This is a genomic window from Sphingobacteriales bacterium (assembly GCA_012517435.1).
Lineage (GTDB): Bacteria > Bacteroidota > Bacteroidia > CAILMK01 > JAAYUY01 > JAAYUY01.
This window is the reverse complement of the sequence record JAAYUY010000022.1, coordinates 12649-35239: the sequence shown is the minus strand read 5'-3', so window position 1 is coordinate 35239 and position 22591 is coordinate 12649. Positions and strand designations below refer to the sequence as shown.

Here is a 22591-nt window from a genome sequence, read left to right as displayed (position 1 = left end):
GATAACATCAGTTTTTTTCTTCCGTAACTTTTTTTTCTTTTGGCTCTTTTCTCAGTTTTGAGCCCGGTTGATTCAACACTTTGGTCAGCTTGTGGCGGTCAAATACAGCATGTTCAAAACTTTGGCCCCATGCCAGTGCATTGGAAGGACAGGTTTTGATACACAGTTCACAAAAAGTGCACATGCTCAGGTGGTAGATATGCTTGTCGATGACCCTCTCTGCCTTTCCGGTTTCAGGATTTATTTCCTTACGGGTAATAATTTCGATACTGCCATTCGGACAATTGGTTTCGCAAATACCGCAACCCGTACACAGATGTGTATTATTTTCATCGTGAGGCATGGTAACTTCCCCCTTAAACCTGTCGAACATTTCAAGTTTTTTCCGGTTTTCAGGATAACGCTGGGTAACAATTTCTTTCGGATGGACAAAATAGTATCCGGTTACCATCATACCTTTCCAAAGCGACCGCAGTGCTTTTAAGATGTCTTTGATATAATTAATGATTTCCATTTTTTAAAAATGCCAGTTCTTCCATGAAATAAATGCAACAATGAGAATATTGACCAGATTAATGGGCAGAAGATACTTCCATTCCAGCGTCAGAAGCTGGTCGATCCTCAGCCTTGGAAAAGTCCATTTAAACCACATAATCAGGTAAATAATAAAGGCTGTTTTGCCCAGATACCACACAACAGGTGGAATAAAATCCATAATATGGTTAAAGGCATACCAGCCGTCAATGTGAAACGGGAGCCATCCACCCAGAAACATGGTGGTAGCAAAAGAAGCAACGATAAACATGTTCATGTATTCGGCAAGGAAAAAGAAAGCAAACTTAATCCCTGAATACTCCGTATGAAAACCGGCTGTCAGCTCCGATTCAGCCTCGGCCAGATCGAAAGGACCACGGTTAATTTCGGCTGTTGAGGCAATCAGATAAACAAGAAAGGCAATAAAGGCAGGCAGATGTCCCCGCCAGATCCACCAGCCGCTTTCCTGAGAAGCTATCACGTCCGACAATTGCATCGAGCCTGATAATACCACAATGGCAAGCAGCGATAAAGCTACCGACAACTCATAGCTGATGATCTGAGCACCGCTCCTCATGGCACCTATTAATGAATATTTGCTGTTGCTCGACCATCCGGCCAGTAAAATACCGACAACCCCCAGCGATGAAACAGCTATGACATAAAAAATACCGATATTAAAATCAATGGCATGAAGGCCTTTGGCAAAAGGAATGGCTGCAATGGCCATAAAAGAAGCAATAATCACAATGAAAGGAGCAAGGTTATAGAGAAATTTGTCTGCCCTTTTGATGGGAATAAGCTCTTTAAACAATAGCTTCAGCAGGTCGGCAATGGTCTGCAGCAAGCCATCAGGGCCTACACGGTTAGGACCTAAGCGGTTTTGAATAAAAGCACACACACGTCTTTCGGCAAGCACCAGAAAAAGCCCTACCACTGCATAAAACAATAAAAAAACCAGCCCGACAATGACCAGTTCCATCGTTACTGCCCATCCCGGGCTGAAGGTTTCCGACAGAAATTGGTCAATTCGGTGTGTCAGGGGCGAAAAGTCATAAATGATTGATGTCAGCATATTTTTCTTTTATCTGTCAATATCCGGAATTACAAGGTCAAGTGAACCACTGATGGCAATCAGGTCGGCAATTTTACCTCCGCTTGCCAGTTTGTTCATAATAAATAAATTACTGAAATTAGGAGTTCTGAATTTGATGCGATAAGGAAATTTTTCTCCGGTACTCACTATATAAACACCCAGTTCTCCTCTGGCTGTTTCCACACGCTGGTAATATTCTCCCTCCGGAAGACGCAGGACAGCTTTCATTTTGGCTGTATAATCCCCTTCAGGTATATTGTCAACCAACTGTTCAATAATTTTCATGGATTCCCACATCTCTTCAATCCTTACCTGATATCGGGCAAAGCTGTCTCCTTCCTGGCTCAGTTTTTCTTCAAACTGCACAAAAGGATAAGCACTGTAAGGGTATTTTTTGCGAATATCACAGGAGAAACCTGAGGCTCTTCCCGAAGGCCCCGTGATGCCGTAGGCTATAGCATCTTCTTTCGATAAAATGCCTATTCCTTTCGTACGATTCTGAAAAATAACATTGCCTGTCAGAAGCTGGTCATATTCAGGCAGCTTTTTCCTGAAATATTTGATGAATTCCTTTGTCCTTTTCTGAAAATTGGGATGAACATCATGCATTAGCCCGCCAGGGGTAATAAAACTGTGAAGCAAACGGGAACCAAAAGACTCTTCAAAAATGTCGAGAATTTTTTCACGATCTCTCAGTCCGTAAAAAAAGGTGGTCAACGCACCTAAGTCCATACCGAAAGCCGCCCACCACAACTGATGAGAGGCAATACGATTGAGCTCGGCCAAAATGGTACGGATGTATTTAACCCGCTCCGGAACCTCAACCTGAAGTGCATTTTCAACACAAAGACTTACTGCTTCATTATTAATATGTGCCGAAAGATAATCCATCCTGTCGGTCAGGTGAATGATCTGGGGATAGGTGTCTTTTTCGCACATTTTTTCAATACCACGGTGAATATATCCACAATGGGGAACCAGCTTGGTAACCACCTCCCCTTTCAGATATACTTCAAACCTGAGCACTCCGTGAGTCGAAGGATGCTGAGGCCCCATGTTGATCATGTATTCCTCATGTTCCCTGAACATTATTTCTTTTACTTCTTCTGTCATTTCTCAGCGCTCTATTATGTTGATTTCGTCAATGTAATCTTTTCTTAAGGGATGGCCCTGCCAGTCGTCTTCCAGAAATATCCTTCTCAGATCAGGGTGCCCGGTAAATTTAACACCAAATAAATCATACACTTCCCTTTCATAAAATTCAGCAGAAGGCCAGATGCCGTAAACTGAACCGGCTTCAGCATTTTCACGGTCGGCAAGTTTGGTTTTAACCACTATGCAATCTTTTGTATCGGTATTTTCAAGATGATATACAAGAGTAAAATATTCCAGCCAGTCAACAGCAGTCATATTAAACAGATAATCAAAGGCAAAGCGGCTGTCTTCCTTTAAAAAACCACAAAGTGATGTCAATTCGGCTGTTTCAACTGTTATTTCAGGATAATTTTTCCCTTCCGTCCATTCAACAGAGGGAAATTTCTCTTTCAGGATATTAAATTTTTCCTCATTCATAGCCTTATTATTAAATAAAATCCTTCTCAGGTTTTCGTATTTCAATGAGAGATTCAGCCTTGATTTTACGCTGAAGCTGAATAATGCCATAAAGCAGGGCTTCGGGTCGTGGAGGACATCCCGGGATGTACACATCTACCGGAATCAGGTGGTCAACACCCCTGACAACAGAATATGAATTATAGAAAAACGGTCCGCCCGATACGGCACAGGCTCCCATGGCAATGACATATTTCGGGTCGGCCATCTGATCATATAAACGTTTTAATACAGGAGCCATCTTATGCACGATGGTGCCTGCAACCACAATGACATCGGCCTGACGGGGAGTTGCCCGGTAAACTTCCACTCCGAAACGTGCAAAATCGTGGCGCGGAGCCCCCGCAGCCATCATTTCTATCCCACAGCAACTGGTGGCAAAGGTCAGTGGCCATATCGAATTGGATCTTCCCCAGTTGATCAGGTTGTCAACAGTCGTCAGAAAGACATTGTTCCCTGTTTTTTTGAGTAATTCGAGGGTTTCGTTGTCCTGAAACTCCTCATATTTCATTGATTTTATTTTTATTCCCATTTTAATGCTCCTTTTTTCCAGGCATACAACAGCCCGATACCTAAAATGAAGAAAAAGATGATGATTTCAATAAAAGCCCTTGCCCCGATATCTCTCATGACCACACCCCATGGAAAAATAAAAACCGTTTCCACATCAAAAACCAGGTAAATGATGGCAAACAAATAATAACCTACATTAAACTGAATCCAGGCAGGACCAGCAGTGGGAATACCACACTCGTAAGGCTCAAATTTGGCAGGATTGGCCGACTTCGGGCTCACAAACTCTGAAAAAACTATTGCACCTCCGACCAACACCACTCCCAGTATAAAAAACAAGACAAGGTACTCTGAGCTCATAAATTTTAATAATTTAATATGAGTAACTGAATTAGAAAGCGGCAAAGCTAAAAAGTTATCAATAACCAAAACTTGATTTATATCAATAATTAATTGCTTTTGAACAGGATGAAAGAAGTTGTGAAACAATATTACAAGATGCAGCTTTTAAAATTCAGATTCAAGGCATTGGCCATGATAATCTGATAAAATTAGCGGATCAGTATAGAGAAATCAGGTATTTGAACTCAATAAAGCTGCTGAAAAAAGCCATTATGCCTCTCAATAAAAAATATTATTCACCTTCCCCCAACCTTCTTCATCAGATAAAATACTCCCCAGCTGACAAAGAAAAAAGAAAGGCTAATCAGCATAAAACGAAGATGATAGGAAATAAACGGCCATGGCTGCCATGCCACCAGTGCGGCCAAAATGCTCAGGTCGAAAAACAAAGCAATGGAAGCGATGAAGGAATAGAAAAAATATTCCTTTTTGTCTGCATACCGGTAGGAAAAAAGCGGAGAAAGGACAACATGAAGAAAAAGCGTAATGGTACTGATTTTCCACTCAACCTCAAGCTCCGTAAAAAAATGCAGCGGAAGCATGACCAATGCTGCAAGAATAAGAAAGGCAAAACCCTGAAGCAGAACTCTCAGAAACGGATCATTTCTCATTTTTACCGGACTTGAAAAATAAAAATACCAGCAGAGAAAAAACAAGAAGGGTTACTAACTGAAAACCTACAGGCGTTGAAAAGAGGTTTCCTTCCAGAAGGGCAAAAGTTATCAGGCTGTATTTCAGGAGATAATAAAAGAGTTTACTCATCAGGATGCTGAGAAGGGCGGCAGAAAAAAGGCTTTTAATGTATTTTGAAAAAAGATAAAGCAGAAAGACATTCAGCAAAAGCTCCACACTCATGATGAGAGATTTGAGAAAAACCGGATGAGCCGCAACACTGTAAGAAAACAAAGGCAGGCTGATGGCCAGCAGATAAGCATTGGCAGGACGGGTAAAAATGATGGAAAGAATAATCACCAGCCGCATGGGTTCGGCAAAATAGAGTGGTATTCCGGAAAGATGAGATAAAGCAGGAATAAAATAGGCAAACAGAAGGGCAAAAACATCGAAAACAACCGAGGGCAGGTACTGTTTTTTAAAGGAAATGGCGAAATCTGAAAACATCACAGCTAATTTTTTTGTTCAAAAGTAAGTTTATTCTCAAAAAATTGTAGGTTTGCCCGATAAAAAATAAAGGAATGAAAAGGCGCGACTTCATAAAAGCAAGCCTTGCCGGAGGACTGGCAATGGGGACAGCACTGAGTTTCGGTCAGTATTATCCTCTTTTTTACAAGTCTGTACCTCCTCAGGATTATGACCTTGCTGCCATAAAAGGCGGCAGTCCTGAAGCCATGTTCGACAAAGCCATTGATGTGATGGGAGGCATGAAAAAGTTTGTCAAAAAAGGGCAGACTGTGGTGGTAAAGCCTAATATCGGCTGGGATGTACCTCCTGAAAGGGCTGCCAACACCAATCCTGCACTGGTAAAACGAATCATTGAGCATTGCTATCAGGCAGGGGCAAAAACGGTATATGTTTTCGACAATACCTGCGACAACTGGGCAAAATGTTATCAGAACAGCGGAATTGAAAAGGCTGCAAAAGAAGCAGGTGCAAAAGTGGTTCCCGGAAATACCGAAAGCTATTATCATGCAGTTGAAATTTCAAACGGTATCAAACTGAAAAAGGCTAAAGTTCATGAACTGATCATGGAATCGGATGTTTTTATCAATGTTCCCATTTTAAAGCATCATGGTTCAGCCGATATGACCCTTTCGATGAAAAACCTCATGGGAGTGGTATGGGACAGACGCTACTGGCACCTCCACGACCTGCATCAATGCATTGCTGACTACGCCACTTTTTCAAAAAAACCGACCTTAAACATCATTGATGCCTACAGGGTTTTGATGAAAAACGGGCCACGCGGGACCAATGAGTCGGATGTCAAAATGTTTCAGTCGCAGATTATTTCCACCGATATGCTGGCTGCTGACGCTGCTGCCATTGCTCTTTTCGGGAAAAAACCCGAAGATGTCAGATATATGAACTTAGCCTCCGCTTTAAAAGTAGGTGAAAAAGACCTTTCCAAACTCAAAATTGCAAGACTTTCAATGTAATGAAGCAACAGTTGCTCAGACCTATCCGCCTGTTTTTCGCCATCCTTACCTTTATTTCCATTGCTTTTATCTTTACCGACATCTGGCAACTGTTAAGCCCATCCCTGTCAAGGTCTCTGCTGTTTTTTCAGTTTATTCCATCCCTGACCGGACTGTTTACCGGTTTCAGTGTTTTTGCATTTGGGTTTATCGTTATCATCCTTATTACTTTCCTTTTCGGGAGAATCTATTGCTCATTTTTATGCCTGCTCGGAGTATTGATTGACCTCATCAGCAGCGTATCTGGTTTTTTCAGAAAAATCAGGTACAGGTTCACTCCGCCAAAAAATTTCTGGCGATATGCTTTTCTGACAGCTTCTGTTTTATCGCTTTTATCAGGGTCCATGCTGTTAATCGATTTGCTCGACCCTTACAGCAATGCCGGCAGAATTTTCACCAATCTGTTGCGACCGGCAGTTATTGGCGTTAATAATCTGATATCCGGAATCTTATCAGAAATTCATTTCTATTCGCTTCAACGGGTAGCGTATCATTTTCCTAACCCTGTCGCTGTTGTTTTTCCTCTGGCATTCCTGATGATTATCACGCTTTTTGCTCTTCTAAGGGGAAGGTTGTATTGTAATACGGTATGTCCTGTCGGAACGCTGCTCGGATTGATTTCAAGGCTTTCTGTTTTCAGAATTAAGATAAATGCCTCATCCTGTACGGTTTGCGGTAAATGTGTTTCGGTTTGTAAATCGGAATGTATTAATGTGAATAATCTGGAGGTCGATATGTCGCGTTGTGTGGGATGTATGAACTGCCTGAAATCATGCAATTTTTCAGCAATTGGCTACAAGGAAGCAGTAAGGGGAAAAAATCAGGAGTTTACAAATGTTGACACACAAAAAAGAAATTTCCTGAAGAAGCTGACCATAGGTGGAGGAGCCATCATGTCGATTTCAGCAAGACATGGATATTCCCCCTATAACAACCGGAAGGCAGGCAGCATTCCTGTAAAAAAGAATTATCCCTGTTCCCCTCCCGGTTCTGTCAGCATCAGTCATTTTACAGCTTACTGCACAGCCTGTCATTTGTGTGTAAGTGTATGTCCCACACAGGTACTTCAGCCCGCTTTATTTCAATATGGTTTAGAGGGAATTCTGCAGCCCTTTCTGGATCCCGGAGTGAACTTCTGCAATTTCGACTGTGTGGCCTGCTCGGAGGTATGTCCCAGCGGAGCCATCCGTCCGCTGACAGTGGAGAAAAAACATGTAACTCAGGTAGGTAAAGTGCATTTTATCCGGCAAAGTTGTGTGGTCTCCACCAACCGCAAAGATTGCGGAGCCTGCTCAGAGCATTGTCCGACCAAAGCCGTTCAGATGGTACACTGGCAACATGGACTGAAAATACCGGAAATTAATCAGGATTTATGTGTCGGTTGCGGAGCGTGTGAATTTGCCTGCCCGACAATCCCCTACAAAGCCATTTATGTGGACGGAAATCCGGTTCACCTCACTGCCAGAAAGCCTGAAAAAACAGAAACAAACGAGGGTTTCAACCCGGAAAATGATTTCCCCTTCTGATCATTTTCCCTCCTGATATTCAATAGTTACCCCTCTCATCGCCTGTTTTTTCTGCTGATGAAAAAAGATTATTCTGACTCAGGTATGGGAAAAAACTTTTTATAAAAACAATTTCCAAAAGCCGGAAGTACAGCCCTGATTTATTTGACTAACTTTGTCAGAAATATAAAGTGTGATAATGAGGAGAAAATTACAAATAACGCTCATAATCATAGCTTTATTTTCATTTTTAACGGGAGTTCTGACCTCCTGCAATGTCGTAAAAATCTTTCAGAAAAACACTTTACACCAACTTAAAAGAAATGGATTTCAAGAGGTCAACCTGACTGATACACAGGCCAACATCCATTTTGTTTACAAAAAAGAAGGCAAGCCACCGATTGTCCTGCTGCACGTTTTTTCAGCTGATGGCATTATTCAGTGGTATAAAACCGCAATCTTCCTATCCAAAGATTTTGATGTCATCATCCCTGATCTGTATTTTCACGGAAAGAGCTATTACTCCGACACTTCAGTCAGTCTGGAAAAACAGGCAGAATTACTTGAAAAAGTCATTGATTATCTTCAAATTGACACACAACTGGTCATTACAGGAAATTCCTACGGAGGCATGACAGCGGTGAAATTTGCCGTTCAGCACAAGAATTTGGTCAGCAAACTGATAGTCGTCAACGCTCCCATACTGCATTTTTCAATGCAGGAAGCAGATTCACTTGCAAGGCTTTCCGGACTTAAAAACACTGTTGATTTACTTTGTCCCATAGAAGTATCTTCATTAAAAAAGAGTTTCGGGCTGATTTATCACCGTCCTCCATGGTTGCCTTCTATTGTATTCAGACAGATTATCAGAGATAAAATAATCCCGATGCGTGAAGAAAGAATCAGGATATTATCAGGACTTGAGGCTGAATCAGAACAATTTGCTCAGCTTTCCAAAGATGATCTGCCGGATTTATTTTTAATCTGGGGCAGACACGATCACCTTCTGCCGATGGAAGCTTGTCATAAAATTCAGCAGCAATGGGAAATTCCTGGCGATCACCTCATTATTTTTGAAGAAGCCGCTCATTGCCCGAATGTTGAATTTCCGTATCAGTTTGCTGAAGCCATAAGACTTATCGTCAAAAACAAATATTAAGCTGCTCCTGACAGGGCTTTAAACAATCAAAGCATGCACAGCTATTTTCCCCAGATATCGGGAGCGACACGCCATTTTTTCAACACTTCGAGCTGCTTGTCATTAATATAATTAATGTATAAGGCAGTTTCGAGCAGAACATGATAATCCGTAAGTGTGTAAAAAACCGTATTCTCCGCTTCGAAAGCATCTACCGCCTGAACAAAATCATAGCTGAAAATACCGGCTACACCTAAAATTGTTACGCCATAATCTTTCAGTCCCCTGACAATTTCGAGGCTGCTTTTACCGGTAGAAATCAAATCTTCGATGACCACCACAGGAGTATTTTTTTCAAGCCTTCCTTCTACCATGCTTTTAGTCCCATGGTCTTTCGCCTGACTTCTCGCATAAGCCATGGGCAGGTTCATCCGGTCGGCTGCCAGAGCAGCATGGGCTATACCTGCGGTAGCTACACCTACCAAAGCTTTTGCCTCAGGAAATTTTTTACTGACCAGATTTGCAAAACTGTCGCGGACAAAATTCCGTATTTCAGGATAGGAAAGAAGCACCCTGTTGTCGCAATAAATTGGTGATTTCCAGCCAGACGCCCATGTAAATGGTTCTTCAGGCCGAAGAATGACAGCCCTGACCTTTAACAGGTTTTCAGCCATCTTCACTGCTATTTCTTTATCAAAAATCATTTCACTCTTAAAATTTAATGTATCGTTCCGGCTGCGAACTTATGAAATAAAAAAGGCAGGATAAAATATCCTGCCTTTTTTTGAATATATTGCTTAACCTATTGATTAACAATAAACCTAACAATACTGACCTTTCCGCCAATATCCAGTTTCAGGATATAGGCACCATTGGCCAGAGAACTGACATCGAGATTGTGGAAATAACTTCCTTCAGTCATTGTTCCGAAATTCTCTTCCATTACAGTCTGTCCTAAGGTATTCACCACATTCAGTTTCACTTCCTGCTGTCCGCTGACAGCAAAGCTGAGTTGTGTTTCATGGCTTGCCGGATTCGGATAAAGTGAAATAACCCCTTCATTTCCGCTTTCAGGAATGAACGTATGGTCGGAAGCATAGGTGGATTGTAACACTTCTTTTGTTGAATAATTCTGAACCCAAACTACCACATCGAGGTCGGTAAATTCTTCGACACTATGTTCGGTGTTAACGTCAATTCCATCATAATTTGACCCCACAGCAGGAGCCAGACCAGAGTTGGGTCTTGCATCGGGAGGGAGTCTGTAGCTTCCAGGGAATGACCATGAAAAATCATACGATTTCATCTGCCCTTTGGTAAGTGAGCCCATTGAACCACCGCTCTGGGTTGGAAGCATTTTTTTCATCACATTATAAAACTCGGTTTCTCCGTTTGATTTCACATTCTGGTAGGTGGTTTTTTCTATTACGGCAATAAATACCCTGTTGTCTCCAGTGAAATCTTTTAAGGGTGTAACATCTACATGAATTTTTACATCTTTCCCAAGCAGCCAGTAATAGGCATTTAACTGAACAAATGAGGGAACTCCTGCATAGCCATCAAAAACAGAAGCATTGTAAGTAGGTGCATTGGGATTTTTATCCCATTGTCCGTCAATTTCAAGGCGTGGTACTGAATTGATATTGTAGTAATTATGACGGTTATATCCTTCCATGGTAAAATATGGGTCTCCATTACCGGGATAATATTGCTGGTATTTAACCATGGTATATTGATTCCTGTTGTAGTTGTTCATCACGGTTTTAATATTGGCATTTCCCGGATTACAGGGAGGACAGGTAGAGCTGGTAAACACTTCCAGCAATGGAATACGTTGTGCCATATTATCAACCACTTCAATGGATTTTGTCTTGCTGTCGTTTGAAGTGTTTTCATCGGCATTCCCATTCAGGTTCGAAGCCCAAACCTTAACGGAATATACACCTGATGTGCTCGGATTCCATTTGGTAGGATGACTGAAAAAATACTGATCCCCGAATTTAATATTAACACTATTGATGGTGGCGGTAACGGGTGTTCCGTTATTGATGCTGTAATTGATGTCAAAGCTGGTAATGGTAGCACTTCCATAGTTAAATAAAGTACCGGTAACAGTAAATGGCTTTTGTGGCATTGCCTGATAAGGAAGCATATCGATGGAATACATAGTGAAGTCATATTGAGGCTGAGTGCCAGGAATAAACTCGTAACATACATTATCGATAGCTGTGGCATCGGTACCTGCAAGAGAAACCAGATTAGGTGAAGTTGGAACAGAAACAGCAGTCGTCCCATCTATCTGAATACCAGCAGAAACCACTTTTTCAGTTGCGGTATATCCTCCGGTGCGCTGGTCGATGATATAAATTTTATTGGTAGTTTCTTCCAGAACGATTGCCCAGTAAGTATAATTAGAACCATCAGATGTTTTTGCCGAGTAGGAATAAGAATTAAAATGTATCCATAGCTGGCGGTTAGGGGTGGTACCAAAAACTTTGGTAAAAATATAATCATTTGTACCTAAGCCAGCTAATCCCCAGATACATACTGAATTATCAGGGATAGAAGCATCAGGCAATGCAGCTTTGGTATAGGCAGGAGCAGTAGCAGCCGAAACATCAAAAGTCAGGATTCCTGAGGTCGAAACTTTGAATTGGTTATAATTGTTTCCGTTAAAAGTGAAAGTAAAAGGGATGGTCTGATTCGCTGTCCAACGTGGTGTGGAGGCCGCACCAAGGTCAATTTTTGTCCATCCGGCTGAAAGTCCGCTCCCTTCCGGATATTCAACATCTGTGTTTAATCCGCCCGGATTTCCTTTGTCAACAACATGCGGAATAAGGTAATACTGAGAAAATCCAAGAGACCAAATCAGAAAAAGTGTAAAGATTAAACCGAATTTTTTCATAGATATTTCATTTTAGAGTTGACAAAATAGATTTTAGATTTGTCAAAGATAAAAAATTTTCAAACAAGCATAAAAAAATATTTATCTTTACCGCTGTTGTAAAACGTTAAAAAGAAAGCGATATGAGAAAAATCTTTTTACTTCTGGCAGCCTTTGGCACGGTTTTGCTGCTTTTCTTTGCAAATTGCGAAGATCCTGAAAATCCAAATACGAATCAGGTATATGTCAGTAAAACTGCAAAAAACAAGGTAGCCATCATTGAAGAATTCACCGGGGTAAAATGTCAGTATTGTCCGGATGGTCATTTAAAAGCTGATTCTATTTTGAAAAAATACCCCGGAAAGGCTTATGTGATTGCTTATCACCCACAAAGCGGAGGGTATAATACACCCTATCCGGGGGATGAAGACCTCAGAAGAACCTGGCCCGACCCGCTTTGGGCTTTAACCTTTTCAGGGAAACAGGCCATGCCGGGAGCATTCATCAACCGCAGGCTTTTTGGTGGAATACGATGGACAGGGCGTGATAAATGGATGCAATATGCTGAGCAAATCATGAATGAATCTTCTCCATGCAATGTTGGCTTTGCATCTACCTACAATACAGATACAAAAATTCTTACCGCAACGGTTCAGGTTTATTATACTGCTGATGTCACCAGTGTCAATACATTATATCTTGTCCTCACCCAGGATGATATTGTTACTGAGCAGGCAGGAGCAGGAACAGGATATGTGCACAAGAGAACCTTCCGCGAAGGCCTGACTCCTATTCTGGGCGATACCATAACCGGAAGTAAAGTTACCGGCTATATGTTCAGCAAACAATATACATTCGACAACTCGACCCGCAATTATAACATGTCGAAATGCAATCTGGTAGCTTTCGTCAGAAATGTGGAAAATAATGAAATTTACACGGGTAATTCGGCAAAAGTAAACGCTTCTACGCCAAAATAAAAAAAATTTGTCAGCAATTAAAAAAGCAGGATTAAACAATTCGTCCTGCTTTTTTTATCTGTATAATGTGAAGGAATTAGTCAATACCGGCAAAATATTTCATAAACTGCACCCTTTCAAACCCTGCAGGATCTTTTATTCTGGCCTGGCTCATCTGTCCCCGCATTTCAGACAATGAATGAAATCCATTGTTTTCCATCCATTTTTCCATTTCTTCCAACACCACCTTAATATATTTACTTCCGTTTTTATAGATGGAAGATACCATCTGAACGGCATTGGCTCCTGCCATAATTTGTTTAATCACACCTGAAGCATCGTGAATGCCGGTTGAAGCACAAATATCGCAGCGAACACGGTCATACATGATTCCTACCCAACGAAGCGAAACAGACAAATCGGCAGGATTACTAAAAATATGCGAAGGCACAATCTGCCTGTTTATCAAATCAAAATCAGGACTGAAAAAGCGGTTAAACAACACAATACCCGAAATTCCCGTAAATGATAGTTTTTGAATCATCTGGGCAAGGTTGGTGAAGTGATAGCTGATTTTAAGTGAAACAGGAATTTTAACATATTTTTTCACCTGATCAACTATTTTAAAATAGGTATTTTCATTTTCTTCTGCATCCCTTGAAAAATCAGAAGGCAATATAAAAACATTCAGCTCAAGTCCGCTGGCTCCAGCACTTTCAATTTTCTGGGCAAAAGCAGGCCATTCATCTGAGGTAACACAGTTTATACTGGCAAATACCGGAATATCAACACTTTTACGGCAGTCTTCAATAAGTTTCAGGTACTCATTCAGGTTGTGTGCCCTGATGTAATTGCTGATATAATCCTGAGCTTCAGTATAGAGATTGTCACTCCCAGCCATATCAATGTTTTTCTGGGCTTCCATTCTTATTTGCTCTTCAAACAACGACTTCAGGACAACGGCAGCAGCACCGTTAGAGGCATGTTCTTTTACGGCTGCAACTGAATTGGTCAAACCGGAACTTCCGATAATAACCGGGTTTTTTAAGGTAAAACCCATGTATTTTGTAGTTAAATCAATCATTTTTTTAAAATTTTACGCTGTCAAAAGTAGTATTAAATTTTTGGACTATTAAAATTTATGTTTCAGAAATATTCATACTCTGTAAAGGCATCTTTACCAGCCTGACATAAGGGACATTGCCAGTCTTCCGGTAAATCGTCAAAGTCGGTACCTTTTTCAATTCCGGCCTGTGGATCGCCTTCATCTGGATCGTAAACATAACCGCATACCTGACATTTATATCTGATTTTCATTTATTTATAATTTAATTAACAACAATTGTCTTCTTCACACCACTCTGCACTGGAACTTGGCGTTTCAAACAGCTTTACACTCACCAGCCTTATATGCTCCGGCAAATGCTTTTTAATCAGGGAAGCAAAATGCCTGACCAGATTTTCACATGTTGGCTGAAAGGGTGTAAAAATAAGCCTTTCCGTTATTTTTCGGTACGACTCCTTGGCCTCGGCTGATACTTCCTCGTTGAGAATCAGGCTATGGTCATAAGGAATCACAATTTCCTGAAAAACAATATTTTTAAGGTCGCCAAAATCCATGACCATTCCGTCTTTGGGATGCCCTCTTTCCTCCCTTATGTCGCCAGAAACTGTTACAAACAGCTTATAGGAATGGCCGTGAATATTCCTGCAAAGCCCGTCATAATTCTTTAATGCATGTGAACTTTCAAATCCAAATTCCTTTGTTATTCTTATTTTAGGCATAATTTATTTTTCATGAAAGATACAAAACAAGATAAAAAAAAGCGGCAACCATCTGGCTACCGCTTCGTTTTTTTCAAACTTTTTCAGCCCAGATAGGCTTTGAGTATTTTTGATTTTGTTGACTTCCTGAGTTTTTTTAGGGCTTTTTCCTTAATCTGCCTGACTCTTTCACGTGTGAGGTTAATTTTATCACTGATGTCTTCATAGCTGTGAGCAGGAATTCCGTCAAGGCCATAATACAGCCTGATGATTTCCCTTTCTTTATCCGACAAAATTGCAATGACCCTGTTGATTTCAGTCTGAAGACTTTCATGGATCAAACCACTGTCAGGGTCCGGTTCATAATCATTCGGAAGAATGGTCAGCAGCGAAGCATCTTCTTCTTCATTGATCGGGGCATCAATCGACACATGCTTGGTGGAAGAAGTCAGGGTGGCTGCAACTTCCTGCGGACTGATTTCCAATGTGTCAGCTATTTCGTAATCGGTAACTTTCCTTTCAAATTTTTGTTCGAGAGCGATGGAAGTGGCAGATATTTTACTCAGACTGCCCACTTTGTTGAGCGGAAGCCTGACCAGACGCGACTGATCGGCCAGTGCCTGCAGAATAGACTGGCGAATCCACCACACAGCATAAGAAATAAACTTGAAGCCTCTTGTTTCATCAAACCGCTGGGCAGCCTTTATCAGGCCCATATTCCCTTCATTAATCAGGTCTCCGAGTGTCAGACCCTGATTCTGATACTGCTTGGCTACTGATACCACAAAACGCAGGTTTGCATTGACAAGTTTTTCAAGTGCTTTCTGATCTCCTTTTTTAATTCTGATGGCCAGCTCTACTTCTTCAGCAGGTGTAATCATTTCCACCTTGGAAATTTCGTTCAGATATTTGTCGAGCGATTTGTTTTCCCTGTTTGTAAACTGTTTACTGATTTTTAACTGCCTCATAACTTGGTGTTGCTCTTTAAGAAATTTTTTAAATCTTTGTGCCGGAGATTACAAGCAAAAATTCTTCCATTTGTGTGCATTTTTAAAGTATTTTGGTAAAAAATTGGGGGGATTTTTGCTGAAATCTGATTTCATTTGCCATAAAAAAAGGAGTGCAAAAATAGAATTGTGTTTTTAAACAGACAAAAAAAATTTCTTATATGATTTCAAAAATTTCTGGCCTGATCGAAGAAGTTGACAGTTACCAGCCTGCCTCAGCTCAGGAACTTGAGGACTTCAGAATTAAATTTTTAAGCAAAAAAGGCATTTTAAATCAATTGTTTGAGGATTTTAAACAACTCGACAACGCTTCAAAAAAGGAAACCGGAAAATGGATAAATATCCTTAAAAATAAAGTTAACGAGAAGATTGAATTGTATAAAAAGGAGTTTGAACATCAAAAGTTTCAGGCACTCTTTACCGGCCTCGACCTAAGCATGGAAGCCTACCCGCTGAAGGCAGGCAGCCGGCACCCCGTTTCAATTGTCAAAAACCAAATAATAGATATTTTTTCCAAAATTGGGTTTACTCAATCAGTTGGTCCCGAAATAGTTGACGACTGGCACAACTTTACTGCCCTGAATTTTCCACCCGACCATCCTGCCCGCGATATGCAGGACACCTTTTACCTTCAGAAAAATCCTGATTATCTGCTACGCACCCATACTTCTTCAGTTCAGGTTCAGGAGATGCAGGCTCATCAGCCCCCTATCAAAACCATTTCCATTGGCCGTGTTTACCGGAATGAAACTATCTCCTACAAGTCTCACGTTCAGTTTCATCAGATAGAAGGGCTTTATGTTGACAAAAATGTCTCTTTTGCTGAACTTAAACAGGTATTGTACTACTTTGTCGAACAGTTCTTTGGAAGTGATTTTAAAATTCGTTTCAGGCCTTCCTTCTTCCCGTTTACAGAGCCTTCAGCCGAGATGGACATCAGCCCGGTTCATGGAAAGACCAGATGGATGGAAATTCTTGGCTGCGGTATGGTTGACCCGGCCGTTCTCGACAACTGCGGAATCGACAGTTCCATCTACACCGGTTATGCCTTTGGTATCGGCATTGAACGCCTGACCATGCTGAAATATGGCATACCCGATATCCGTATATTGTTCGAAAATGATGTCAGATTTCTCGGGCAGTTCAGCTCACAATAACGATCATGAAGTATATTCCCGAACTCCCCGGATCTTTTCTTAACCGGATGAAACGTCAGCTTGGCGATGAATTTCAGGCATTTAAAGATTCTTACGGTCAGCCTCCGACCATTTCTGTTCGTCTCAATCCACTTAAAAGAGTTACATCATTTGACGGATTTGCTCCTGTTCCATGGAACCAATATGGCCGTTATCTGACCGAACGTCCTGATTTTGTATTTGATCCGCTTATTCATGCAGGCGCTTATTATGTTCAGGAAGCTTCTTCCATGCTGTTTGCCAAAGCTATCGACTTTTCAAAAGACCTGATGATTCTTGACTTATGTGCTTCTCCGGGTGGAAAAAGCACCTTAATGCTTTCCGAAATGACCGAAAACAGCCTGCTTTTCAGCAATGAGATCGTCAGAAAAAGATCAGGAGTACTCTATGAGAATATCGTTAAATGGGGATATCCCAATGTTGTGGTCACTTCAAATTCCCCTGAGGAGTATAAAACTTTTACAGCTGCTTTTGATGTGGTAGTGGTGGATGCACCCTGCTCCGGTGAAGGTATGTTCAGAAAAGAACCCGAAACCATCAGGGAATGGCGGGAAAATAAACCATTTCAATGTTTAGTTACGCAGAAGGATATTCTCGATCAGGCTATCGGCCTGGTCAGAGATAACGGTCTTCTGGTTTACATGACCTGCACTTTTTCACTCGAAGAAAATGAACAGGTGGTCAGTTGGTTTTTAAAAAAATATAAAGATCGGGCACAATTACAAAGTATTGACTTTGAAAAAGCCTGGGGAGTAACAGAGGTAAAAACTGAAAATGGCAGTGTTTACAGATGTTATCCGCATAAACTAAAAGGAGAAGGAATGTTCATTGCTGTTTTCACTATCAGAAATGCAAATAAACCATTTTTCAGTAAAAAAAATCAGGAATCCCTGAAAAAAATCAATCAGGATGAAAACAAATTGCTGCAGGATTTTGTAAAACTAAAAGGCAATCTTGAAGCATTCAGGCTTGAAGATAAGATCATGGTTTTTCCGGGTCGTTATCTTTCTCAGATCGCTTTGGCTCACAAGCACTTAAATGTTTTAAAATCAGGCATTACAGCTGCTTCAGTTCCGTATAAAAAACAAAATTTAATTCCGACACATGAATTAGCCATGAGTAAGTTGCATGCAGAAAACATCTGTAAAATGGAATTAACACAGGTTCAGGCACTTGCCTATTTAAAGAAAATGGAAATCAAACCACAAAACTTCACAGAGCTGCATTCCCAATGGATGTTGGCCAGTTATCAGGGAATAGCTTTGGGCTGGCTGAAAACATTTAAAAACAACCTGAATAATTTTTATCCAAAAGAATGGGTAATACGTAAAAATTTACCGGAAAACATTTATCATGAACTAAAAAAAATTTTTTAATAAAATGGGGTTTCTTCGTTTTATCTTACTTTTGATTTTACTCGGCATTGTGGTCAGGCTTATCCGGTTTTTGATTTTGCTTTATCTGGCAAATCAAAACTTCAGAAAAAAAAACAAGCCATATCGTGAAGGGGAAACCAAAATTCATCATGTCCCCAAAAGTCAGAATTTCAGAAAAAACGGGAGTGATGATGAGTATGTCAATTATGAGGAAACACAGTAGGATTTATCTTTTGGTAAAAACACCAACGAAACGCAGATAGCAACGTTCATCTATTTCCCTGAAATTCAATACCCTGTAAACAGTTAGTTTTAACCCCGGGCAGTTTGAAAGAATCCTATCGTAAAGTATCTGAGGGGAATAATGCCTTGAAAAGAATTGTTTCCAGTTGCAATAACGTATCCTTGCCTGATGATCCGTTTCCGGGCTGTGAAATTTAAGCAGATTATAGGCAGGATCCAGATGAATGGTATATTCATAAGCCAGATAAAACGGGAGAACAATGATTCTTCCGCCTGGTTTGAGCATTTTTTCCATTGACCTGAAAAAATCAATATCACTTTCACCTTCAAAATGTTCGAGCGAACAATGGAGGGTAACGGCATCCACACTGTTATCAGGCAATTGAAAATCAGACGGATAACCTCCGATCTTATTGCCATGAATACCCTTCTCAAAAATAATATCCTGACAGAAAGAATGACTTATACCAAATATATTTTTGATGATGGATGAAAATGGAGAGGTGGCCGCTGCATAATCAATGAAAGTCATCTCGGGATAAAAATCGATAAATAAAGTGGAAACAAAGTGTTCCAATGTTTTTTCAGTAAAATTCATTTCAGGATTTTTTCCTCCTCCGTAATAATTTTCCGGGTAAGAAGCCTTCGAAAGATATTTAAGATACTCTTCCTTGCTGATTTTCAATTCATTTACTTCTACTCCAAGCTGCTTTAATTCTTCAGATAATTTATCATCCAGCACGGGATTTTTCAGATGCTCTGATGAAATATGTCCGGTGCGGATGTTTTTTCTCCTGTGAAAAGTCTTTGAAACAGATAAAAACAAAAAAAATATTACTCTGTGAAAAAGATTGTAAAACGGATAAATAATTTTTTTCATATTAAGATGATAACCAATGTTCTACAGCTTGTGAAAAACCATCTTCATGGTGGGATGAAACCGTGTGGAATTTTTGTTTGAATTCCTGTGGAGCATTGTCAACCACATAAGCATTCGGGCAGGCTTCCAGCATTTCAAGGTCATTATAATCGTTTCCGCAACAGAAAACACTGTCTAATCCAATGTTTAAATGATCGGAAAGAAACCGGATGCCATTCAGTTTTGAAACATTTTTGTTAAAAACCTCAATCCAGACCGATTGGTGATCAATAGGAGAAGTTGAGCGGATAACCGAAAATCCTGGCAATAACTCTTTAATTTTCTGATACTTATCAACGCCAGTTCCGGGCGGACAAATAGCAATCAGCTGGCAGTACACATCTTTTTTAAACTCACCTGGTATTATTTCATTGCAAAATCCTTCATACAATTTGTTTCTTCTTTCAAAATCAGGATTTGAAGCTGAATTGAAAACATAGACATAACGATGATTTTCAGGTATTTGCTGTTGAACTGAGAAATCGAGTTTTTCGCCAAGTAGCGTCTGAAAGGCATAGGAAGCTTCCTGTGGAGACAGGTTCAGGGAAAGAATAATTTTTTTCTCTCTGAGATGGTAAATTCCGGCTCCCGAGCTGAAGATAAGGTAATCGACAGGGATGGATTCAAATCCTGCACGAAAATATGAAAAAAGACTCCTGCCTGTGGCAATAACCCTCACAATTTCATGTTTGACCAAATTTTGCAGTGTTTTAAGGTTTCTATCACTTAAGGCATGATCCCCGTTCAGTAAGGTGCCATCCAGGTCGGTAACTGCCATCTGCTTCAGCTTCATTTTCAGGAAAATTTTACCCATGCAAAATTAAAGTAAGATAATGCAGTGACAATCAATCTTAAAAAAAATTCAAAAATTAAAAACAATTTGTTTATTTTGAGAAAAAATTCATTATCTTTGCCAGCAATTCGATTGATTATCAACAATGTAAATAATGGGCATATTTTCTGTTAACCGGTTTTAAAAATACTACAATCATGAGAAAATTAGCATTAATGACTATCATGGGAGTCCTCTTCTCCTTCCAGTTTGCATTCAGTCAGGGCAACTGCCTGTATTTCGATGGCACAGATGATTATATCAGCGTTGCCAACAGCAGTTCACTTAATTTCGGGACGGGAAATTTCACTATTGAGTGCTGGTTAAAAACCAATAATACATTAACAAAAGGATTAGTAAACAAAAAGAATTCATCAAGCTCTGATGGATTTTCAATTTTTATAGCTAATGGAAGAATTGGCGTAAAGATTAATAGCAATACTACCCAATATTTTGGAAATACCGGGATATTGAATGATAATATCTGGCACCACGTAGCTATTGTATTTTATGGATATACCGATGACGTTGATGGAGATTTATGGGAAGTTACTGTTTATCATGATGGCGAATACGTATCGGCATATAGTTATCCAAGAGCCACTATATCCAATTCAGAACCTCTTTATATTGGGAAGCATTATTCAGGAGGGAATTATTCCGGATACCTGGAGGAAGTCCGTATCTGGAACACAAATAGGTCACAATCACAGATACAAAGCAATATGCACACACAAATCAGTGGTAGTGCCTCCAACCTGGTAGCATACTGGCGTTTCAACGAATCATCCGGGACCAATGCAAACGATGAAACTTCCAATAACAATGACGGGACACTCGTCAATATGAGCAACAGCAGCTGGGTAAGCTCAACCGTCCCTATGCCTTTTCAGACAAATGGCTCAGGAAACTGGAGTTCTACCAGTACCTGGCTCAGCGGAACTATCCCCAACAGTAACTATGCAGTTGTTCAGTTAGACCATAATGTAACTGTTGATAATGATTATACGATAGGAAAGCTTACCAACAATGCCACCTTGACTATCAATCCCACTTCTTCGCTAATTTTAAAAGATCAATTAATAAATTCCGGGACTATCAAGGTTTTATCGAACATTTCAGGAAATGTGGGATCATTTATCGATGCAGGAACCGGTAGTTTTGGAACCAATGTCCTTGAAAGATATTTTACCGACAATAAATGGCACTATTTCTCCCCCCCTGTCAGCTCAGTTTCTTCCAGTGCTTTTTCCGGTGGAGCAGTCTGGCAGTATAGTGAAACCACACCCGGTTGGGTGAGGGTTCCGCTGGGGACTACGTTGAGTGTCGCAAAGGGTTATGACGTTTATTTTGATAATACCGGAACAAAATATCTGAGTTTCAGCGGTACTTTCAACACCGGAGAAAAATCAATTTCGCTTACCTATTCCGCATCAGCCGGGACGGGATATAATCTGGTTGGGAATCCATATCCATCCACGATTGACTGGGATGCAAGTTCAGGATGGACGAGAAATAACGTCAATAGTTCAATTTATATCTGGAATCCGAGTTCAAATTCAGTTGAAACTTATGTTTTAGGAGGAGGAAATGGAACCAATGGCGGCTCCCGGTATATTCCTGCCACACAGGGATTCTTTGTCACGTGCACCCAGAATACCACCCTTACCATGACCAATAGTGTCAGGGTTACCAATGACGACCGTACCCTGCGTAATGAATTCAACAGCAATGAATTGCGAATGAAAATATCAGGACAGGATTATTCCGATGAATCTCTTATTCGTTTTAATCCTGAAGCCAGCGAAAAATTTGATGGCCGCTTTGATGCCTATAAATTTTATTCCTACAATAAAACTGTACCTCAGATATACACAATTGATAAACAGAATACTGAATATGCCATTCAGTCCGTTCCTTCAGTGAGTGGAAATCTGACAATGCCCCTCCATTTCTATGTGGGTTATGATGGAGAATATACCCTTTCTTTTGACAAAAGCCACTTATCAGAAAATTGCAACATCATTGTCGAAGATCTGCTGACCAATCAAATTTATGATCTGAACACGACAGACAAAATACGGATAAATGCAACCATCAATGACAGGCAAGACAGATTTCTGCTTCATTTCTATCAGAATCATCAGATTTATAACGGTTTAAGTGATAGCAGAGAAGAAGAGAACATCCGGATTTATTCAGCAGGAAGAAAAATTTACCTCTATAATTCAGATGAAAATTCAGGAAATATACTTGTTAATATTTACAACCTGTCAGGTCAATGTTTGATGAAAAAAACCACTGAAGCCACCGGACTTTCAGTGATAGAATCCGGACTTTCCGATGGGGTTTACATCCTGACAGCAAAAACCAGAGACAAGATCATCACACAAAAAATCACCATTTATTAAATCAGATTTGCTTATTTCCCTGATTTTTCGATCTAACTTATTACCCAT

At 40.4% G+C, this 22591-nt stretch carries 24 protein-coding genes; 8 read left to right on the top strand and 16 right to left on the bottom strand.

Translation table 11 applies throughout. The features are described from left to right. Window positions 1–7: 7 nt before the first annotated feature. The 8 genes from GX437_01295 to GX437_01260 form a co-directional block, all read right to left on the bottom strand. Window positions 8–505, bottom strand: a complete 498-nt coding sequence (locus tag GX437_01295) for a 4Fe-4S binding protein (GenBank protein NLJ06282.1) — start codon at window positions 503–505, stop codon at window positions 8–10. 12 nt (window positions 506–517) lie between these two features. After that, a complete protein-coding gene (gene nuoH / locus GX437_01290) occupies window positions 518–1609 on the bottom strand; it encodes an NADH-quinone oxidoreductase subunit NuoH (GenBank protein ID NLJ06281.1) in 1092 nt (363 codons plus the stop codon). A gap of 9 nt (window positions 1610–1618) precedes the next feature. Further along, window positions 1619–2686 carry an NADH-quinone oxidoreductase subunit D gene (locus tag GX437_01285; protein ID NLJ06280.1) on the bottom strand — a complete coding sequence of 356 codons (1068 nt, stop codon included), beginning with the start codon at window positions 2684–2686 and terminating at the stop codon, window positions 1619–1621. A 60-nt stretch (window positions 2687–2746) separates the two neighbouring features. Further along, window positions 2747–3202 (bottom strand): NADH-quinone oxidoreductase subunit C, encoded by a 456-nt coding sequence (locus GX437_01280; protein ID NLJ06279.1) that lies wholly within the window; start codon window positions 3200–3202, stop codon window positions 2747–2749. A 10-nt stretch (window positions 3203–3212) separates the two neighbouring features. Then, window positions 3213–3773 (bottom strand): NADH-quinone oxidoreductase subunit B, encoded by a 561-nt coding sequence (locus tag GX437_01275; protein ID NLJ06278.1) that lies wholly within the window; start codon window positions 3771–3773, stop codon window positions 3213–3215. Then, window positions 3764–4114: an NAD(P)H-quinone oxidoreductase subunit 3 gene (gene ndhC / locus GX437_01270; GenBank protein NLJ06277.1), complete on the bottom strand. Its 351-nt coding sequence runs from the start codon at window positions 4112–4114 to the stop codon at window positions 3764–3766. The genes GX437_01275 and ndhC overlap by 10 nt, the downstream gene beginning before the upstream one ends. Before the next feature lie 278 nt (window positions 4115–4392). After that, window positions 4393–4767 carry a hypothetical protein gene (locus tag GX437_01265; GenBank protein NLJ06276.1) on the bottom strand — a complete coding sequence of 125 codons (375 nt, stop codon included), beginning with the start codon at window positions 4765–4767 and terminating at the stop codon, window positions 4393–4395. Then, window positions 4757–5275, bottom strand: a complete 519-nt coding sequence (locus tag GX437_01260) for a hypothetical protein (protein ID NLJ06275.1) — start codon at window positions 5273–5275, stop codon at window positions 4757–4759. The genes GX437_01265 and GX437_01260 overlap by 11 nt, the downstream gene beginning before the upstream one ends. Before the next feature lie 74 nt (window positions 5276–5349). Here GX437_01260 and GX437_01255 point away from each other — a divergent pair, with 74 nt between their 5' ends. The 3 genes from GX437_01255 (at window position 5350) to GX437_01245 (ending at window position 8973) form a co-directional block, all read left to right on the top strand. Further along, window positions 5350–6270, top strand: coding sequence for a DUF362 domain-containing protein (locus GX437_01255; protein ID NLJ06274.1), 921 nt, complete (start codon window positions 5350–5352; stop codon window positions 6268–6270). Continuing rightward, window positions 6270–7835 carry a 4Fe-4S binding protein gene (locus GX437_01250; GenBank protein ID NLJ06273.1) on the top strand — a complete coding sequence of 522 codons (1566 nt, stop codon included), beginning with the start codon at window positions 6270–6272 and terminating at the stop codon, window positions 7833–7835. Before GX437_01255 ends, GX437_01250 begins: the two co-directional genes overlap by 1 nt. A gap of 178 nt (window positions 7836–8013) precedes the next feature. After that, window positions 8014–8973 carry an alpha/beta hydrolase gene (locus GX437_01245; protein ID NLJ06272.1) on the top strand — a complete coding sequence of 320 codons (960 nt, stop codon included), beginning with the start codon at window positions 8014–8016 and terminating at the stop codon, window positions 8971–8973. Between the two features lie 41 nt (window positions 8974–9014). Here GX437_01245 and GX437_01240 read toward each other — a convergent pair whose 3' ends face one another. Then, entirely contained in the window at window positions 9015–9638 is a 624-nt protein-coding gene (locus GX437_01240) for an orotate phosphoribosyltransferase (GenBank protein ID NLJ06271.1), read from the bottom strand. A gap of 116 nt (window positions 9639–9754) precedes the next feature. Beyond that, on the bottom strand, window positions 9755–11857 hold the full coding sequence (locus GX437_01235) for a T9SS type A sorting domain-containing protein (protein ID NLJ06270.1): 2103 nt from the start codon (window positions 11855–11857) through the stop codon (window positions 9755–9757). Window positions 11858–11979: 122 nt separating this feature from the next. Between GX437_01235 and GX437_01230 the strand changes: the two genes are divergently transcribed. After that, window positions 11980–12816, top strand: coding sequence for an Omp28-related outer membrane protein (locus tag GX437_01230; protein ID NLJ06269.1), 837 nt, complete (start codon window positions 11980–11982; stop codon window positions 12814–12816). A 76-nt stretch (window positions 12817–12892) separates the two neighbouring features. Here the strand turns inward: GX437_01230 and GX437_01225 are convergent, their stop codons facing one another. From GX437_01225 to GX437_01210, 4 genes are all read right to left on the bottom strand, one after another. After that, on the bottom strand, window positions 12893–13879 hold the full coding sequence (locus GX437_01225) for a dihydroorotate dehydrogenase-like protein (protein NLJ06268.1): 987 nt from the start codon (window positions 13877–13879) through the stop codon (window positions 12893–12895). Window positions 13880–13941: 62 nt separating this feature from the next. Beyond that, window positions 13942–14112 carry a rubredoxin gene (locus tag GX437_01220; GenBank protein NLJ06267.1) on the bottom strand — a complete coding sequence of 57 codons (171 nt, stop codon included), beginning with the start codon at window positions 14110–14112 and terminating at the stop codon, window positions 13942–13944. Window positions 14113–14127: 15 nt separating this feature from the next. Next, the gene (locus GX437_01215; protein NLJ06266.1) at window positions 14128–14580 is read right to left on the bottom strand and encodes a 6-carboxytetrahydropterin synthase; all 453 of its coding nucleotides are present in this window, start codon (window positions 14578–14580) and stop codon (window positions 14128–14130) included. Window positions 14581–14663: 83 nt separating this feature from the next. Next, window positions 14664–15527 carry an RNA polymerase sigma factor RpoD/SigA gene (locus GX437_01210; GenBank protein NLJ06265.1) on the bottom strand — a complete coding sequence of 288 codons (864 nt, stop codon included), beginning with the start codon at window positions 15525–15527 and terminating at the stop codon, window positions 14664–14666. A gap of 200 nt (window positions 15528–15727) precedes the next feature. Here GX437_01210 and pheS point away from each other — a divergent pair, with 200 nt between their 5' ends. Genes pheS through GX437_01195 form a run of 3 tightly spaced genes read left to right on the top strand, consistent with a single transcriptional unit; the run spans window position 15728 to window position 18361 of the window. After that, a complete protein-coding gene (gene pheS / locus GX437_01205) occupies window positions 15728–16723 on the top strand; it encodes a phenylalanine--tRNA ligase subunit alpha (GenBank protein ID NLJ06264.1) in 996 nt (331 codons plus the stop codon). Between the two features lie 5 nt (window positions 16724–16728). Continuing rightward, window positions 16729–18138 carry an rRNA methyltransferase gene (locus tag GX437_01200; GenBank protein ID NLJ06263.1) on the top strand — a complete coding sequence of 470 codons (1410 nt, stop codon included), beginning with the start codon at window positions 16729–16731 and terminating at the stop codon, window positions 18136–18138. Window positions 18139–18142: 4 nt separating this feature from the next. Next, window positions 18143–18361, top strand: a complete 219-nt coding sequence (locus tag GX437_01195) for a hypothetical protein (GenBank protein NLJ06262.1) — start codon at window positions 18143–18145, stop codon at window positions 18359–18361. A 3-nt stretch (window positions 18362–18364) separates the two neighbouring features. On the opposite strand, the gene GX437_01190 is transcribed toward GX437_01195, so the two are convergent. Together GX437_01190 and GX437_01185 are read right to left on the bottom strand one after the other, a co-directional pair. Further along, window positions 18365–19261, bottom strand: coding sequence for a class I SAM-dependent methyltransferase (locus GX437_01190; GenBank protein ID NLJ06261.1), 897 nt, complete (start codon window positions 19259–19261; stop codon window positions 18365–18367). Window position 19262: 1 nt separating this feature from the next. Further along, complete coding sequence (locus GX437_01185; GenBank protein NLJ06260.1) at window positions 19263–20093, bottom strand: HAD hydrolase family protein; 831 nt, start codon at window positions 20091–20093, stop codon at window positions 19263–19265. A gap of 197 nt (window positions 20094–20290) precedes the next feature. Between GX437_01185 and GX437_01180 the strand changes: the two genes are divergently transcribed. After that, window positions 20291–22543 (top strand): T9SS type A sorting domain-containing protein, encoded by a 2253-nt coding sequence (locus GX437_01180; protein ID NLJ06259.1) that lies wholly within the window; start codon window positions 20291–20293, stop codon window positions 22541–22543. Window positions 22544–22591 lie beyond the last annotated feature (48 nt).